This is a genomic window from Agromyces sp. MMS24-JH15 (genome assembly GCF_043518605.1).
GTDB lineage: Bacteria > Actinomycetota > Actinomycetes > Actinomycetales > Microbacteriaceae > Agromyces.
In genome coordinates, this window is the sequence record NZ_CP171358.1 from 2112254 (window position 1) to 2128758 (window position 16505).

The following is a 16505-nucleotide window of genomic DNA, read 5'->3' on the forward strand; positions in this document are numbered from 1 at the left end:
GGATGTCCCGCCAGTCCTCCAATACGGGGCAGACGCGCGCGGCCAGGCGGGCCGACCGGTCGGGCAGCGGCCCGACCGCGTCGGACGCGCCGTCGGATGCCCCGGTCGCGCGCAATCCCGGCGCCCGGAGCTGGTTCGGCCTCCTCGGCGAGGTGCTCCTCGTCGGCGTCCTGGTCGCGCTCGTGTCGCTGCCGATCGTGACGCTGCCGGCCGCGCTCGCGGCGGGCACCCGGCACCTCGCCCGCTACGCACGCGCCCAGGGCTCGTCGCTCGGCCTGTTCTGGCGCGACGTGCGCGACGCCCTGTGGGGCGGCGTCGGCGTCGGCGTCGTCGCGGTCGTGCTCGGATTCCTGATCGCGTTCGACGTGGCGCTCGCGCAGTCCGGCGTCGTGCCGGGCGGCTGGCTCGCGGCGGGCGTCGGCGTCGTCCTCGGCGCGGTGCTCGTCGTCGGGCTGCTCACCGCCGCGGGCGCGTGGCGGCCCCGCACGGGCTGGTGGTTCGCGCTCCGGGCGACGCCGCGCCGGCTGGTGCGCGACCCGGTCGGGGCGCTCTACCTGCTCGCGACGGCCGCGTTCGCGGTCGTGGTCACGTGGCAGCTCATCCCGCTGGTCGTGCCCGCGCTCGGCTGCGTCGCCCTCGCGGTGCACGCGGTGCCCGAGCGGCCGCGCCGGCGCCCGTAGGCGCGCAGCGCGATCGGAACCGGGTCCGTCGATTCGCTGAGCTGCCCGTGCGCGGCGGTCAGGATCCGACTCGCTCGCTCCAGACGCGGGTGACCAGCACGCTCGCGTGGGCGAGCGTCGCCTCGGCGGCGCGGTGACGGGCGGCCCCGGGCATCCCGACCTTCGCGTCGGGGTGCAGCGGCAGGATCCGCACCGAGACCTCGGATGCCTCGGGCGCGACGTCGTCGAGGTCGAGGTGCCAGGCCGTGCCGTCCCAGAACCGGTCGGCGACCACCTCGCCGTCGACGACGAGGTGCGCGACATCGCCCGCCCACTCGATGCCGAGCACGCGTCGTTCACCCGGATCGGTCGATCGCCGCGGAATCGGCCCGATCAGGAACTCGGCGCCCAACCGCGCGACGTCGGCCCGAGTCGGCGCAGCGGCGCGACCGCCGGACTCCCCGTACGACGCCGGAACCGGCGCGCCGGGGGCGACCAGGGCGACCTCGACGCTCGACGACGGTGATGCCGATGCCGATGCCGATGCCGATGCCGAGCGTGCGGGAGCGCCCGCCGCGTCGACGTCGACCGGCACGAACGTGCCGGTCGACGCGTCGAACTCGGTCACGCGCGGATGCCCCGCCGAGCGCGCCTGCAGCACGCCCTCGTCGATCCACACCGGGGCGGACGAGCGCACCAACCGACGAGCGTCGCGGCCTTCGAGCACCCACCAGTCGTCGGCGCTCGCCGCTGGCAGCACGAGCGCGCGGGCAGCACCGAGGTCGACGAGCACGGGATCGTCGGACTCGGCGACCTCGTGCACCGCGCCGTCGCGCGTCGCGATCTCGACGGGGACGCCCGCCTCGGCGACGAGCACGAGGGTCGGGGCATCCGCGCCCGGCAGCAGCGTGAGCACCGACGCCGTCGCCCACTCGACCACCGCGCCGCCGACGCGCAGGCCGATCGGCCAGCGTGCGATCGTGCCCGGCGGCACGTCGATCGGCCGCGACGGCAGCGTGACCGTGCGCCCGTTTAGCGCGAGTGCGAACCGCACGTCGCGCACGGTCTCGAGCGGCTCGTACGGCTGGTGCCAGGTCAGGAACAGGAAGCCGGCGTCCCCGTCGGAGCGGAGCGCCCAGCGGAGGGTCCGGGCATCGTCGAGGCCCGCGGGCAGGAGGTCGGGCAGCGACGACGGCATCCGGGCCAGGTCGCCGCCGAACGCGTCGAGGAACGCGTGCTGGCGTGCGAGCGCCGCGAGCGTCCGCGTCGGCAGGCCAGCCGCGCCGATCGGCGCGTGGAAGTCGTAGTCGAACTCGGGGAGGTCGTTCGGGTACCCGGTCGACTGCGACTCCTGGAGGCCGGGGCGCGGGTTCCGCCCGCCTGCGGCGACGTAGTAGCCCTGCCACTGCGATCCGTTCCCGAGCTTCGCGTTCGCGACCGCGGCGATGTCGTCCGCCGTCGGCACGGGGCGGCGGTGGTAGGCCGTCGCCATGCCGCCGCCGAGTTCGCACGTCGCGGGCGGGAAGGCGGGGGAGTCGAGGGCGTCGGCGGGTCGGGAATCGGCCGCACCGGAGGCATCCGACTCGACCGGCCCATCCGACCCGACCGGCCCGTCCGACCCGACCGGCCCATCCGACTCGACCGGCCCGTCCGACTCGACCCGGCCGCTCGTCGCGACCGCGCTCGCCTCGAGCGCGGCGCGCACGTCGGCACCGGTGCCGGGGTCGTCCCACTCGTGCGAGTGGAGGAAGTGGGCCCGGAACGATGGATGCCACGGCTCGTCGGCGTCGACCCAGAAGCCGTCGCCGTAGCCGCCGTACAGCGGGAAGACCTCGCCCGCGGGGAGTTCGGCGCCGCCCCACGCGGTCGCCGTCCAGAACGGCGCCGCGAGGCCCGCCTCGCGGGCCAGCCGCTTCAGCGTGACGAGGTGCCCGGGCTGGTCGTACAGCTCGTTGTCGAGCTGGATGCCGATGATCGGCGAGCCCGGGCCGCCCTCCTCGCCCGTGAGGCACAGCGGACCGAGTTCGGCGCCGACCGCGGCGAACCACGCGCGTGCGAGCTCGAGGTAGGCGGGGTCGTCGGTGCGGTGGCGCACCGGCGCGGCCTGCACCCAGTCGGGGAATCCGCCGTTGCGCACCTCGCCGTGGCACCACGGCCCGATGCGCACGACGACGTCGAGCCCGGCTGCAGCGGCCTCGCGCACGAAGGCGGCCGCGTCGAGGTCGCCGTCGAAGCGCGGCGGCGCGTCGGGCGCGGGCTGGTGGTGGCTCCAGAACAGGTAGGTCGCGACGACGGTCACGCCGCCCGCGCGGAGCATCCGGAGCCGCTCGGCCCAGTCGCGGCGGGGGACCCGCGAGAAGTGGAGCTCGCCCGACACGGGGATCCAGGGCCGGCCGTCGCGCTCGATCCAGCGCTCCGCGAGCGCGATGCGCGCGTGGCGGTCGACCTCGTTCGACATCGCGGGGCGCGCGAGCCGGCGCGGCCATCCGCGGTGCGCGACGCGCAGGGGTGCAGCGGTCATCGGGTGCCTTCCTCGGTCGCGAGTGCGTTCATGCGGCGCATCCAGTCGCCGTGCGTCGCCCACATGGGATGGTGCGGCGCCGCGTTCGAGCACGGCACGACGCCCCAGACTCCGTGCGCGACCGCCGTGCGGATGCCGTGCTCAGCCATCGCGAGCCCGACGTGCCCCTCCTCGAAGCCGCCGTCGCGCGGCGTGTAGCCGACCCAGCCCTCGCCGATCACGGCCGGGATACCCCGCCACCGCGCCCACTCGGCCACGGCGACGACGCGCGACTCGATCTCGCGGAGCATGACCTCGCGGTATCGGTCGACGTGCGCGTCGAGCCAGGCGTCCCAGGCGACGGGGTCGATCCAGTCGTAGCCGTAGACCATCTGGTCGGTGACGACCGTCGCGCGCAGTTTCCAGTCGGCTGGACGTCCGTACTCGGCCACCGTCGGCGCGTCCGGGCGCAGGAGCGCGCGCAGGTCGGCGTTCGGGAACCCCTCGGTGCCCTCGGCGCGGATGTCGATGCGCTGCTGCAGCGCGTCGAGCACGCCGTAGCTGTACACGTGGGACTGGGCGACGCCGAGCTCGGGGGAGAGCCGATGCATCGCCAGGTGCGGCGGCTTGCCGTAGCTCACGGTCACGAGCTGGTCGGGATGCCTCGCCCGCAGCCGTTCCATCGCCGCGACGCCGCCCTGCTCGACGGGCGGGAGGATCGAGAAGTCGACCTCGTTGTGGAGTTCGGTGAACGCGACGACCTCGATCAGCCCGGCCGCGCGCACGTCGTCGAGGAGGCGGCCGAAGGCGTCCGCGAGCGCGTCGTACCGGCGCTCGAGCGGCACCGCGTCGATCGCCTCGAACCAGCGCGGGTCGGCCGCGAACGCGGGCGACTGCTGGTACTCCCAGCTCGCGAGGACGACGACGACGCCGTGCCGGCGTGCGGCCGCGAGGAGCTCGAACAGGCGGGCGCGCACGTCGAGCCGGTACCCGCCGGATGCGTCGTACCAGCGCGTGCGCTGCCCGTACCGGCCGCCGGTCGGGGCGGCGCCGAGCCCGTCGATCTCGAGGTCGGCCGCGAGGCCGTCGAGGCCCAGGCCGCCGGCGACGAGCAGCGGGGCCGCGCAGATGCGGACCGCGTTGAAGCCGCGCTCGGCGGTCTCGCGCATCGCGCGGTCGACGTCGGCGAACGGTTCGCCGGCGCCCGCCCGCGTGTACCAGGAGAAGTCCCACAGGCAGATCGCGAGCCGGTCCGGCAGGTGCGCGGGCACCGGGCCGGTCATCCGGCCGTCGGGTGCCGGCATGGCCGGCGTGCCGAGGTAGCGCTCGGTCATGCCCGCGCCCCCTCGACCTCGTCGAGGCCCGCGGCGGCCGCCGTCGGGGCGGGCGCGGCATCGGCTTCGCGCCGGCCCCGCCACGCGAGGTCGCGCAGGCGGCCGGCCTCCTCGGCCCGGCGCTCGGCGGTCTCGACGGGGAACAGGAGCAGCTCGGGCAGCGACGTGGCGAAGTAGTCGACGCGGTCGGGCGCCGACTCGAGGCCGTCGGCGCGCGCCTCGAGCGACGCCCACACGGCCTCGGCGGCGTCGTGCTCGCCGAGGCGCACGTGCGCGAGCCCGACCCACGCGTCGCGCTCCGTGACGACGTGACCGCCGGCCGCGAGCGGCCCGCCGACCGCCGTGGCGCGTCGCCACGCGGTCGCCGCGGCCGTGCGATCGCCGCAGGCCAGCTCGGCGTCGCCGAGGAGCACGAACCGCTCGGCGATGACGTCGGCGGGATGCCGACCCTCGCCGAGGTGCTCGGGGACGCGGATGCCGTCGCGAAGCAGGTCGCGCGCCGCGGCAGGGTCGCCCGGCAGCAGGTCGCACGCCACGGCGGCGCTCGCACGGTCGAACACCGCGATCACGCGCCCCTCGCCGCCCTCGAACGGCTGGAACTCCCGGCCGGCGAGGAGGGCGAGCGCGTCGGCGGCCCGCCCGGCGTCGACGAGCAGGTTCGCGACCTCGACCGCGAGGTCGTCCCGCACGAGCACGTCGGGTCCGGCCGCCTCGACGGCGGCGAGCCGGTCGGCCGCCGGCACGCGACGGACGCCGGCGAGCTGGTCGCGCTCGAACACGAGCCGCGCATCGCCCGGGCTCAGTTCGAGCGCGCGTGCGTAGCGCGCGTCGGCGAGCCCCGGGTCGCCGCCCGCGTTCACGAGGGCGACCGCGGCATTGCGCCAGACGACCGGGTCGGGCGATCCGCCGGCGACCGCGGCGTCGAGTGCGGCCAGCGCGTCGGCCGTGCGGCCGGCGTCCAGCAGCCAGCAGCCGAGGAATCCGCTCGCGCGGGCGTCGCCGGGGTCGGCCGCGAGCGCGGCGCGCAGCGCGGCGAGGTCGTCGAGTCCGGCGGGGAAGGCCAGGCGCGGGTCGGCCCGGCCCGCCTCGGCGCGCCGCCGTGCCGCGGCCGTCGCGTCGCCGCCGGCCTCGTGGAACATCGCGGCGGCGTAGCGGGCGAGCGGCGCCGGGTTGCCGAACGGCCCGGGCTCGGCCGCCGCGGCGCGGTCGGCGAGGGCGAGCGCCCGGTCGCGGTCGCCCAGCCGGTGCAGCTCGTGCGCGATCTCGAGCAGCGTCCGCGGGTCGATCGGCGCGAGCGCGTCGTCGAGCGCGGCGAGCAGGAAATCGAGCGGGTCGGCCGCGCGGGCGGCCTCGAGCGCCTCGGCCGCATCGGCGTCGCGGCCGAGCGCCCGGAGCGCGGCCACGCGGGCCGCGACGGCCTGGGTGCTCGACGCATCCGCCCGCACCGCGGTATCCGCGAACCCGAGCGCGCGGCCGGGGTCGCCCGCGCGCAGCGCGAGGCGCGACCGGCCCAGGGACGCGGGCAGCGCGAGTGCGCCGTCCCACGACGCCTTCCCGAACGCGTCGGCGGCCTCGGCGTGCCGGCCGAGGCGCTCGAGCACGAGCGCGCGGAGCAGGTGCGCGTCCCCGTGCTCGGGGTTGAGGTTCCGCCGCGTGAGTCGGTCGAGCGCGGTGTCGAGGTGGTCGAGCGCCGTCCCGAACTCGCCGCGGGCGTAGGCGAGCCGGGCCAGCCCGAGGCGTGCGCGCGAATCGCCCGGATCGCGTCGCACGGCCTCGGCGAAATACGGCTCCGCGGACCGCGTCGGGTGCCGGTACTGCACGAGGTGGAGGGCCGTGAGCACGAGCTCGTCGGCGCTCGCGAGCTCGGCGGGCGCGGGCGGCTCGGTCGCGGCCCGCGGCTCGACGGCCGGCGCCGCGTGCGCGGCCCAGCGGACCAGCTCGCGGCCGCCCGCCGTCGCGACGACGACGAGGTCGTCGCGCGTGACCGCGGGCTCGGGTGCGGGCTCGGGCTCGGGTGCGGGTTCGTGCTCGGCTTGGAGCTCGAGATCGAGATCGAGATCGACGGTGAACGGATGCCCCGGCGCGATCGGCGCCGTCCACTCGCCGACCGGGGCGCCGTCGCGGAGCACCTCGATCCGCACCTCGTCGTGCTCGGCGGTCGCGGCGACGCCGAGGTGCACGCGTCGGCCGTCGACCTCGAGCGCGACCGCGGCGTCGAGGGTCGCCTGCACGGCCGGGCCGATGTCCTGGATCGGGTACCAGTACTGCCGGAACACGCGGGTCTCGCCGGGCCGGAGCCAGCTGAAGTCGGGCTGGTTGTCGGTGAAGACGCCGGCCATGAGCTCGACGTAGGGCCCGTCGGCGTCGGTGAGGTGGCGATCCCACGCGCGGCCGACCTCGCCGTCGCCCCAGGTCCACTGCTTCTTGCCCGGCGCGATCGCGCGGTCGGCCCAGTGCACGAAGCCCGCGCCGGCATCGTGGTCGTAGCCGCCGAAGAAGTCGTCGGCCGTGTCGGTGATCATGTACGAGGTCGGCACCGGGATGTTCGGGTACCGGTCGAGCCGGTCGGCGCCGGGGCGTTCGGCGGCGAGCGCCGGGTAGTCGACGCCGTAGTAGGGGCGGTCGGCAGCCGGGAACGCCGTGATCGCGCGGCGCGCGTGGTCGGCCACGAACTGCACGTCGGGCGGGAAGAAGGACTGGTACCCGGCGTGCGCGTGGGCGGCGACGTTCGCCCACCAGAGGAAGGTCTGCGGCACGTCCGTGCGGTTCACGAGCCGCGCCTCGAGCTCGATCAGCGCCGAGTCGCCCCGGAGCCGGATGCCGTGGCTGCCGCGCATGCGCTGCATCGGGTCGAGGTCGGAATGCCAGACCGTGATCGAGCCGTCGTCGGCGCGATCGACGTGGGTCTCGACCGGCAGGTACGTGCCGGGTCGATGGTGCTGCGGCCAGTTGAACTCGACCCCGCCCGAGATCCACGGCCCTGCGAGGCCGACGAGCGCGGGCTTGATCACGTTGTTGCGGTAGAAGAAGTCGTAGTCGCGGGTCTTGTCGTAGCCGACGTGGATCCGGCCGCCGAGCTCGGGCAAGAGCACGAGGCGCACCCACCGGTTCTCGAGGTGGATCGCCCGCCACCGTCGCGGCGCGCGCCCGGGCAGGATGCGGTCGACGAACGGGATCGGGTACACCTTGCCGCTCGAGCCCTGGTAGACGCGGCGGTCGAGGAAGAGGGGGTAGCGGTCGGGTTCGGCGGGCTCGTAGGTGTCGATCTCGAGCGGCGCCTCCCAGCAGGCGACGCCGCCCGCGTCGATCGTGCGGCGGGCGTCGGCCGGCGGCTCGGGCAGCACGAAGCGGTGGTCGACGCGGGACGTGGAGCGGGCGGAGGGGGAGGTCACGACGGCCACGGTACGCCGGGGGGCTCGGTGGCGGCATGGCGGATCGAGCGATCGACATGGATGATCCGACGGTTCGCGTGCTCGTCGTGCGCGTCCCGCCGGCGTGCGATCATGGCCGCATGGAACGGCGAGAGGGGTTCGAGCACCAGCGGCTCTGCGTCGTGCCGCGGCCCGTCGTCGCCGAGGCGCTCGCGCGCCCCGTGACCCGCCGGCTCGTCGTGACCGACGCGGGCTGGTTCCCGCGCGCGGAGGGACACCTGCGCACGCGGCCGCAGGGCGCCGAGGAGGCCGTGGTCATCCTGTGCGTCGGGGGCGGCGGTTGGGTCGACCTCGGGGGGACGCGCGTGCGCGTGACGCCCTCGACGGTCGCGCTGATCCCGCCCGGCGTTCCGCACGCGTACGGCGCGGATGCGGGCGATCCATGGACGATCTGGTGGTGCCACGTGCGCGGGGGCGACCTCGCCGACCTCTGGGCCGCGATCGGTGCGGGCCCGGATCGCCCCCTCGTCTCGCTGCGGTCGCCGGACCGGGCGACGGCCCTGCTCGATGAGATCGTGTCCGCGCTCGAACGCGACCAGTCGCCCGCGCGACTGCTCGCGGTGTCGGGCATGGCCTGGCGCCTGCTCACGCAGCTCGCGGTCGACCGGCGCCTACCCGAGCACGGCGCACCCCTCGAGCGCGCGATGCGCTACCTCGAGGAGCGGGTCGACGGCGACGTCCGGGTCTCCGACCTCGCGCGGCTCGTCGGGGTCTCGCCCTCGCACCTCGGCGCGCTGTTCCGCGAGGCCACCGGCGGGGGCGTGCTCGCGCACCACACGGGGCTCCGGATGGCTCGGGCGCGGCAGTTGCTCGACACGACGGCGTTGCCGGTGGCGGAGGTCGCGCGGGAGGTCGGCTATCCCGATCCGCTGTACTTCTCGCGGCAGTTCCGGCGCGTGCACGGGCTCAGCCCGACGGCGTATCGGGCGCAGCGCAAGGGCTGAGGTCCGGCGGGCGCGGCAGGTCCGCGCGCGGAATGCATGGGATCCGCCGGCATCCGCGCCCATGGCGGGCGTGCGCGGGATGCGCATGCAGGGCGACGGCGAATGGCCGCGCAGGTCGGGGCATCCTCGTTATCAAATCGTTTCAATTCGGGCATCAACGTCGGGTTGCGGTCGGCGGCGGCCGCGGTGCACACTATCCAAAACGTTTCAGGTAAAACGTTTCAGATGCAACAGCGAGGTTGTGCACAATGACTCTGGAATCCCCCACCGCCCCCGACATCGCGCTCGACGCCCGCCACATCACGCGCCGCTACGGTGCGGTCGTGGCGCTCGCCGACGCGAGCCTCGAGCTCCGCCGCGGCGAGGTCATGGGCCTCGTCGGCGACAACGGCGCCGGCAAGTCGACGCTGCTGAAGGTGCTCTCCGGCGCAGTCGTCGCGGACTCCGGCGAGATCCGCGTCGACGGCGAGTCCGTCTCCTTCCGGCGGCCCGCCGATGCCCTGCAGGCGGGCATCGAGACCGTCTACCAGGACCTGGCGCTGGTCGACACCATGTCGGCCGTGCAGAACGTGTTCCTCGGCCGGGAGAACCTGTCGACCAACCCGTTCCTGAAGGCGCTCAACGTCGTCAACGACCGCGCCATGCGGGCGCGCGCCCGCGAGGTGCTCGCCGAGCTGCAGGTCGGCATCCAGTCCGTCAAGGAACCCGTGAAGGGCATGTCCGGCGGGCAGCGCCAGTGCCTCGCGATCGCCCGGGCACTCCTCTGGGGCCGACGCATCGTCATCCTCGACGAGCCGACCGCCGCCCTCGGCGTCCGCGAGTCCAAGCAGGTGCTCGACCTCATCGGGCGGCTGCGCGACCACGGCGTGAGCGTCATCCTCGTCAGCCACAACATGCAGCAGCTCGTCACCGTCGCCGACCGCATCACCGTGATGCGGCTCGGCCGGACCGTCGCGACCCGCGACGTCGCCGACGTGACCCCCGAGGGCATCGTGGGACTCATCACCGGGGCCGTCCCCGCCGATGTGCCCACGCCCGAGGACACCGCCGTCGTCGTCGAGTGACGCGTCCGCGCCGATCGCCGTTCCGCCGTCGGCGCGCACCGGTCGGCGTCCGGGCAGCCCGCCCGCACGTCCGCCCGCACCACCCACCCGTCCGCACACCACCCATCGCCATACCCACCCCAAGGAGAACTGCAATGAAGCACTTCCACCGCACCGCCCGTGCCGCGCTCGCGGCCACGGGCCTCGCCGCCGCCGCCGTCGTGCTCGCCGGCTGCTCGACCGTCGGCGCGGCCGCTCCGGCCGAGGACGACGGCACCTTCACCGTCGGCTTCGCGGTCGGTGGTCAGCCCGACGCCGACTGGCAGGAGCTCCAGGGCGACGTCGCCGAGGGCCTCGCCAAGCAGCGGGGCTGGGACTACGTCGAGCTGAGCAACGACAACAGCGAGGCGACCGCGACCAAGAACGCCGACATCTTCATCCAGAAGGGCGTCGACATCGTCATGATGTTCAACGGCCAGCCGGCCGCCAACCCGGTGATCGCGAAGAAGTACGCCGAGGCCGGCATCCCCGTCGTCACCTTCGACATCGCCCAGGACGGCTGGTACTTCGTCGGCATCGACAACGCCGCGGCCGGCACCGAGGGCGGCACCGCGCTCGGCGAGCTCGCGAAGGCCCAGTGGGACTGCGACGTCGACCTCGTCATCTCGGCCGAGGGCACCTCGGCAGGCCAGATCAACGAGTGGCGGACGGGCAACGCACGCGAGGCCGTGAAGACGGTCTGTCCCGACATCCCCGAGGCCGCGTACGTCTCGTACGAGGCCGACGGCAACCTCACGACGTCGCTCGCGAACGCCCCCGGCATCTTCGCCGCGCACCCCGACGCGAAGAACATCCTCGTCGTCGGCATCAACGACCAGGCCGTCGTCGGCGCGCTCCAGGCGGCGACCCAGCTCGGCCGCGACGGCTCGATCATGGGCTGGGGCCAGGACGGCGGGCTGATCACGGGCGCCAACGTCGACCCCAACCTCGTCGGCAGTGTCATGTACTTCCTCGAGGGCTACCCGGCGTTCGCCTTCCAGATCGCCGACCAGGTCGCCGCAGGCGACGCACCCGAGGTGAAGGACTCGGGTGACGACCCCGCCGTCAAGGTCACGCCGTGCCCGGTCACCGCAGCGGACGCGGCCGCGATCCCCGGCATCGACGACCGCGTCGCGCAGCTCGCCGACGCGCCCGAGGGCACCACCGAGTACGACCTGTTCTGCAAGGCCTGACCGACCGCGCGGCCGACGAGGCACGAACGAATCCAGGGGAACCATGACCACCTCGCTCACCACGCCGGCCGCGCCGGCCGCGACCGGAGGCCGGGGCGCACGCCGCACCGGCCTCCGGGTCCCGGCCGCCGCGCGCGACGCGCTCAGCATCGCCGGCGTCTGGCTGCTGCTGATCGTCGCCACGACGATCGTGCGGCCCGACTTCCTGTCGCAGCAGACGTTGCTCGCCGTCACCTTCACGATGTCCATCTCGGGCATCCTCGCCGTCGCGCAGGCACTCGTCGTCGTCAGCGGCGGCCTGCTCGACCTCAGCCTGCCCGTCGCGCTCATCGTGAGCGCGTGGGCGACCGTCGCGTCGCTGAACGCGGGCGCGCCGAGCTGGCTCGCCGTGCTCCTGGGCATCGCCACGGGCGCCGCGTGGGGCTCGCTCAACGGACTCATCGTGGTCCTCGGCAAGTTGAACCCGATCATCGTCACGCTGGCGACAGGCTTCGGCGGCCTCGCCGTCATGCTCATCTTCTTCAAGTCGGCGCAGATCCCGTCGGCGAGCGAACTCCGCCAGTTCGGCCTCGGCCGGTTCCTCGGCCTCCCGAACGCGTTCTGGCCGATGGTCGCCCTCATCGTGGTCACCGGCCTGGCCCTCGCCGTCACGCGCTGGGGCCGCCACCTGGTGGCCGTCGGCGGCAACCCCCGAGCTGCCGCCGCCCGCGGCATCTCGCTGAAGCGCACGCGGTTCTTCACGTTCCTCGGCGCGGGCGCCGTGGCCGGTCTCGCGGGCGTCGTCTTCAGCTCGGTGAACCCGAGCTTCACGCCGGCCTCCGGCGCGGGCTTCCAGCTCAACGTCATCGCCGCGGTGATCCTCGCGGGCATCAGCCTCTCGGGCGGCAAGGGCAACCTGCTCGTGCTGCTGCTCAGCGTCGGCTTCCTCGCCACGATCCCCGCCTCGATCGCGTTCTTCGGACTCCCGCCCGCATGGGCGCTCGTGTTCCAGGGCGCCCTGCTCATCCTGGCCGTCGGCATCGACGGCTACCGACTGAAGAGGAGCGCGCGATGACCGCCGCCGCCGTCCTGGACGACCGCCCCGCCACCGGCACCCGGCGCGTCGTCGACTCGCTGAAGGGCCCGGTCGGCAGCATCGGGTTCACGCTGCTCGCGACCATCGTGGTCGGCCTGGTCTGGGTCGGCCCGGCCTTCCTCGCCCCGTCGAACATCCAGATCGTCGGCGTCAGCGTCGCGGTGCCGCTCATCGTCGCCGTCATGGCCTCGTTCGCGCTGCTCGCGGGCGTCGTCGACCTCTCGATCGGCTCGATGGTCGGCTTCGGCGCGGTGATCTTCAACCAGCTCGTCGCGGCGGGCCTGGACCCGTGGCCCGTCGCGGGCATCACGATCGTCGTCGGTGCGCTCGTCGGGCTGGCGAACGCGCTCGTCATCGTGAAGTTCGGCGCCGAGCCGCTCGCCGTCACGCTCGGCATGCTCACGCTCCTGCGCGGGCTCAGCCAGGTCATCGTCGTGAACGCGCCGCCGAGCACGCTCATCGAGCCGCTGTACGACGTCACGCAGGGCGCCGTCGCCGGGGTTCCGGTGCTCCTGCTGATCGGCGTCGGCGTGACCCTCGTCGCTGCCGGCGTCGTGTCGAAGACGCGGATGGGCCGGCACGTGCAGGCCGTCGGCGGCGACCCGCGCGCCGCGCAGCGGGCCGGCATCCCGGTCGCCCGCATCCGCGTCGTCGCACTGGTCGTGAGCGCGGTCGGCGCGGCGATCGGCGGCATCCTCTACGTGGGCCAGCTCGGTTCGGCGTCGAACATCCTGGGCACCGGGCTCGAGTTCCAGATCTACGCTGCGCTCATGATCGGCGGCTACTCGATCACGCGCGGCGGCGTCGGCAACCCGATCGGCGGCCTGTTCGGCCTGCTCGTGGTCGCCGGGATCACGAACATCCTGAACGTCCAGTTCTTCGACCCCGACTACCTCGACCTCATCGTCGCGGTCATCCTGCTCGCCGCGGTGCTCGTGGACCGCTTCCGCGGTGGGGACGTGTTCGAATGAGCGCGGTCCGCGCGGCCGAGCGCGTCGTGCTCGGGCGCACCGGCCTCGCCGTGGCGCCCGTGACGATCGGCACCGCGGCCTGGGGCACCGCCTCGCCCGTCCACGGCATCGTCGTGCCCGAGGCCGACGCGATCGCGACCGTGCGCGCGGCGCTCGCCGGGCCGCTCAACCTCGTCGACACGTCCAACAACTACGGCGACGGCGAGAGCGAGCGGCGGATCGGCGCGGCGCTGGCCGGTGCCGAGGTGCCCGACGGATTCCTCGTGCAGACCAAGCTCGACCGCGACCCCGAGACGGGATCCTTCGACGGGGACCGGATGCGGCGGTCGCTCGAGGAGAGCCTCGGCCGGCTCGGACTCGAGCGTGTCCCGCTGCTCTTCCTGCACGACCCGGAGCACATCTCGTTCGAGGACGCGACGGCGCCGGGCGGCGCGGTCGACACGCTCGTCGCGCTGCGCGACGAGGGGTGGGCCGAGCGCATCGGCATCTCGGGCGGTCCGACCCGGCTGCTGCGTCGGTTCGTCGACCTGGGCCTGTTCGACGCACTCATCACGCACAACCGGTTCACGCTCGTCGACCGCACGGCCGACGAGCTCATCGACGCGGCGCACGAGGCCGGGCTCGGCGTGCAGAACGCCGCAGTCTACGGCGGGGGCATCCTCTCGTCCTGGCCGAGGCGATCGGACCGATACCACTACGCGCCCGCGCCCGCGCCGGTCCTCGCGGCCGTCGACGCGATGGGCGCCGCCTGCGAGCGGCACGGCGTGCCGCTCATCGCAGCCGCGCTGCAGTCTTCGACGCGCGACCCGCGGATCCACACGACGATCTGCGGGATGGTGAATCCGGCACAGGTGGCAGACACGGTCGCGATGCTCGATATCGTCGTCCCAGACGAGCTCTGGGACGAGCTCGACCGCCTGAGACCCGGCCGATCGACGTGGATCGACGATTGACGGGTCCGCACGGTCCCCGACCGCGCGATCGCACGAGAGGAGCAGCGCGATGACCGTTCGGATCGTCGTGCTCTCCGGCGAGGGCCTGCATGCCGACCCGTGGCACGCGTTCGACGCGACCTCTGCGGCGATCGCCGGCGTGCTCTCCGCGGTCGGCGAGGTCGAGGTGATCGGCACGGATGCCGCGACCGCGGCGCCCGCCGCCGCGACGATCATCGACGCCGAGCTCCTGGTCGTGAACGCGAGCGCCGATCTCGCCCTCGAGCCCGGCGACTCGTCGGCGCTCGTCGACCTGCTGGTCGCGCGCCATGCTTGCGGCCGGGCCATCCTCGCGATGCACGCCGCGACGCTCGCGTTCGGCGACGATCCCCGCTGGGCGGGCGTCGTCGGCGGGCGGTGGGTGCCGGGCACGAGCGGGCACCCGCAGATCGGCCACGCGCTCGTGCAGTCGGTCGCGCGCGAGACCGGTTCGGGCGCATCCGGCGGAGCGGCACCGCCGAGCACCGGCGACTTCGTGCTCTACGACGAGCGGTACACCGCGCTCGAGTGCGCCGACGCGAACGACGTGCTCGCGGTGCACACCGAGGACGGCATCGTCCACCCGCTCGTCTGGTGGCGTCCGCCGGCGGATGGCTCGGGCGCCGTCGCCTACGACGCACTCGGCCACGGCGTCGAGTCGTTCGAGTCGGCCGCGCACGCCGACTGGCTGCGCCGCGCCGCGGCGGCACTGGTGAGCGCCGCGGTCGACGCCCGATCCGGCGCAGCTCCCACGCGGGAGGTCGCATGAGGACCACGGCCGGCCGGCTGGTGTTCGACGCCGTCGACCACGAGATCGTGCGACTGCACGAGCAGGCGGATGCCCCGCACAGCGGCTTCGCGGACGCGTACGTCGCGACCGCGCCGATCTGGCGTCTCGTCTCCGGGTACCTCATGATCGCCGGGACCGGCCCCGAGGAGCCCGACGCGGCGCCGGCGCGCCTCGACGTGCACAGCCACGGGCGCCGGGTCGGGTGGCTCTCGGCGGATGGGGACGTGATTCGCGTGGCATCCGATCGCCGGTTCGCCGTCGTCGACGGGACGATCCGCGGCGACGGCGTCGCGCTCGTTCCCGGCGAGTCGACCGACTGGAGCCTCGCCGGCGGCGGGTGCGAGGTCGAGGTGCCCCGGGCACCCGGCTGGTCGCTCACGATCGTGCACGGCCCGGCCCCCGTGAAGGTCGAGAACCGGCTGCGCCTGCTCGCGAGCCTCGACCGCGTGGGAGGCCGCCGTGGCTGAAGTGGGCATCCGGGACGTCGCGGCGCTCGCGGGCGTGTCGATCACGACCGTGTCGAACGCGCTCAACCGGCCCGAGCTCGTCTCCCGCGCCGCCGCGCAGCGGGTCGAGGAGGCCGCCCGCACGCTCGGCTACGTCCCGAACGTGGCGGCGAGGCAGTTGCGCGCGGGGCGCTCGAGCGTCATCGGCATGGCCGTGATCAACATCACCAACCCGTTCTTCTCCCAGGTGGTCCTCGGTGCGGAGGAATCCGCCGAGGCCGCCGGGTACTCGGTGTTCGTCGGCAACAGCTACGACTCGCGGGACCGCGAGACGCGGTATCTCGACCTCTTCGACCGGCAGCGCCTCGACGGGGTCCTGCTCGCCCCGCTCAGCGACGACCTCGGCGCGCTCGACCGGTTCGCGAAGCGCGACGTGCCGGTCGTGCTCGTCGACCGGGTCGACCCGACGGGGAGGCATCCGTCGGTGTCGCTCGACGACGTCCACGGCGGCCGGCTCGCGACCGATCACGTGCTCGCGGGCGGTGCCAGGCGGATCGCGTTCGTCGGCGGGCCGAGCGGGGTGGCGCAGATGCGCGACCGCCTCGCGGGGTGCCGTGCGGCGGTCGAGGCATCCGGCGCGTCCCTGCAGGTGATCGAGACGAGCACGCTCAGCGTGCGGCTCGGGCGCGAGATCGGGATGCGCATCGCGGCCATGGCGCCGCATGAGCGACCCGACGGCGTCGTCGGCGGCAACGACGAGGTCGCGCTCGGGATCCTGCACAGCCTGATCCGCGAGGGCGTCGACGTTCCGGGCGAGGTCGCGATCATCGGCTACGACGACATCGACTTCGCCGCGGCGTCGATCGTGCCGCTGACCTCGATCCGCCAGCCGAGCCACGAGATGGGGCGTCGGGCGGCTCAGCTGCTGCTCGACACGATGTCGACCGGCGAACCCTCGCCGTCCGTGCGGTTCGAGCCGACGCTCATGCCGCGCCAGTCGACGCGCTCCGCCTGAGGCCGCCGCGGAGCGTCGCGCGCCGCCGCGCCCTGTCGCCGTCGTCCCCGAGCCCACGTCCGACCCCCGAACTCCGACCTCGGTCCCGCATCCC

13 protein-coding genes are annotated in these 16505 nt (G+C 74.4%); 10 read left to right on the plus strand and 3 right to left on the minus strand.

The features are described from left to right. The first annotated feature begins 2 nt into the window (after positions 1–2). The gene (locus tag ACDF64_RS09620) at positions 3–680 is read left to right on the plus strand and encodes a hypothetical protein (RefSeq protein ID WP_394550765.1); all 678 of its coding nucleotides are present in this window, start codon (positions 3–5) and stop codon (positions 678–680) included. A gap of 58 nt (positions 681–738) precedes the next feature. Here ACDF64_RS09620 and ACDF64_RS09625 read toward each other — a convergent pair whose 3' ends face one another. The 3 genes from ACDF64_RS09625 to ACDF64_RS09635 are packed head-to-tail and all read right to left on the minus strand — an operon-like array spanning position 739 to position 7885. Beyond that, positions 739–3180 (minus strand): beta-galactosidase, encoded by a 2442-nt coding sequence (locus tag ACDF64_RS09625; RefSeq protein WP_394550766.1) that lies wholly within the window; start codon positions 3178–3180, stop codon positions 739–741. Beyond that, positions 3177–4493, minus strand: a complete 1317-nt coding sequence (locus ACDF64_RS09630) for a cellulase-like family protein (protein ID WP_394550768.1) — start codon at positions 4491–4493, stop codon at positions 3177–3179. The genes ACDF64_RS09625 and ACDF64_RS09630 overlap by 4 nt, the downstream gene beginning before the upstream one ends. Continuing rightward, positions 4490–7885 (minus strand): DUF5107 domain-containing protein, encoded by a 3396-nt coding sequence (locus tag ACDF64_RS09635; RefSeq protein WP_394550770.1) that lies wholly within the window; start codon positions 7883–7885, stop codon positions 4490–4492. Before ACDF64_RS09635 ends, ACDF64_RS09630 begins: the two co-directional genes overlap by 4 nt. A 119-nt stretch (positions 7886–8004) precedes the next feature. Between ACDF64_RS09635 and ACDF64_RS09640 the strand changes: the two genes are divergently transcribed. From ACDF64_RS09640 to ACDF64_RS09680, 9 genes are all read left to right on the plus strand, one after another. After that, complete coding sequence (locus tag ACDF64_RS09640; RefSeq protein ID WP_394550772.1) at positions 8005–8868, plus strand: helix-turn-helix domain-containing protein; 864 nt, start codon at positions 8005–8007, stop codon at positions 8866–8868. A gap of 248 nt (positions 8869–9116) precedes the next feature. After that, positions 9117–9932, plus strand: a complete 816-nt coding sequence (locus ACDF64_RS09645) for an ATP-binding cassette domain-containing protein (protein ID WP_394550773.1) — start codon at positions 9117–9119, stop codon at positions 9930–9932. Between the two features lie 134 nt (positions 9933–10066). Then, the gene (locus ACDF64_RS09650) at positions 10067–11143 is read left to right on the plus strand and encodes a sugar ABC transporter substrate-binding protein (RefSeq protein WP_394550775.1); all 1077 of its coding nucleotides are present in this window, start codon (positions 10067–10069) and stop codon (positions 11141–11143) included. A gap of 43 nt (positions 11144–11186) precedes the next feature. Continuing rightward, positions 11187–12197: an ABC transporter permease gene (locus ACDF64_RS09655; protein ID WP_394550777.1), complete on the plus strand. Its 1011-nt coding sequence runs from the start codon at positions 11187–11189 to the stop codon at positions 12195–12197. Next, positions 12194–13189 (plus strand): ABC transporter permease, encoded by a 996-nt coding sequence (locus ACDF64_RS09660; protein WP_394550779.1) that lies wholly within the window; start codon positions 12194–12196, stop codon positions 13187–13189. The genes ACDF64_RS09655 and ACDF64_RS09660 overlap by 4 nt, the downstream gene beginning before the upstream one ends. Then, on the plus strand, positions 13186–14142 hold the full coding sequence (locus tag ACDF64_RS09665; RefSeq protein WP_394550781.1) for an aldo/keto reductase: 957 nt from the start codon (positions 13186–13188) through the stop codon (positions 14140–14142). Before ACDF64_RS09660 ends, ACDF64_RS09665 begins: the two co-directional genes overlap by 4 nt. 49 nt (positions 14143–14191) lie before the next feature. Next, positions 14192–14929, plus strand: a complete 738-nt coding sequence (locus ACDF64_RS09670) for a hypothetical protein (protein ID WP_394550782.1) — start codon at positions 14192–14194, stop codon at positions 14927–14929. After that, on the plus strand, positions 14926–15417 hold the full coding sequence (locus ACDF64_RS09675; RefSeq protein WP_394550783.1) for a hypothetical protein: 492 nt from the start codon (positions 14926–14928) through the stop codon (positions 15415–15417). Before ACDF64_RS09670 ends, ACDF64_RS09675 begins: the two co-directional genes overlap by 4 nt. Then, positions 15410–16411, plus strand: a complete 1002-nt coding sequence (locus ACDF64_RS09680; RefSeq protein ID WP_394550785.1) for a LacI family DNA-binding transcriptional regulator — start codon at positions 15410–15412, stop codon at positions 16409–16411. Before ACDF64_RS09675 ends, ACDF64_RS09680 begins: the two co-directional genes overlap by 8 nt. Positions 16412–16505: the final 94 nt, after the last annotated feature.

What these genes read in the sequence shown, in the direction of transcription:
- ACDF64_RS09650 (WP_394550775.1), top strand. Translation starts at nt 10,067, where the DNA reads ATGAAGCACTTCCACCGCACCGCCCGTGCCGCGCTCGCGGCCACGGGC.
- ACDF64_RS09645 (WP_394550773.1), top strand. Translation starts at nt 9,117, where the DNA reads ATGACTCTGGAATCCCCCACCGCCCCCGACATCGCGCTCGACGCCCGC.
- ACDF64_RS09625 (WP_394550766.1), bottom strand. Translation starts at nt 3,180, where the DNA reads ATGACCGCTGCACCCCTGCGCGTCGCGCACCGCGGATGGCCGCGCCGG.
- ACDF64_RS09670 (WP_394550782.1), top strand. Translation starts at nt 14,192, where the DNA reads ATGACCGTTCGGATCGTCGTGCTCTCCGGCGAGGGCCTGCATGCCGAC.
- ACDF64_RS09660 (WP_394550779.1), top strand. Translation starts at nt 12,194, where the DNA reads ATGACCGCCGCCGCCGTCCTGGACGACCGCCCCGCCACCGGCACCCGG.
- ACDF64_RS09640 (WP_394550772.1), top strand. Translation starts at nt 8,005, where the DNA reads ATGGAACGGCGAGAGGGGTTCGAGCACCAGCGGCTCTGCGTCGTGCCG.
- ACDF64_RS09675 (WP_394550783.1), top strand. Translation starts at nt 14,926, where the DNA reads ATGAGGACCACGGCCGGCCGGCTGGTGTTCGACGCCGTCGACCACGAG.
- ACDF64_RS09630 (WP_394550768.1), bottom strand. Translation starts at nt 4,493, where the DNA reads ATGACCGAGCGCTACCTCGGCACGCCGGCCATGCCGGCACCCGACGGC.
- ACDF64_RS09665 (WP_394550781.1), top strand. Translation starts at nt 13,186, where the DNA reads ATGAGCGCGGTCCGCGCGGCCGAGCGCGTCGTGCTCGGGCGCACCGGC.
- ACDF64_RS09655 (WP_394550777.1), top strand. Translation starts at nt 11,187, where the DNA reads ATGACCACCTCGCTCACCACGCCGGCCGCGCCGGCCGCGACCGGAGGC.
- ACDF64_RS09620 (WP_394550765.1), top strand. Translation starts at nt 3, where the DNA reads ATGTCCCGCCAGTCCTCCAATACGGGGCAGACGCGCGCGGCCAGGCGG.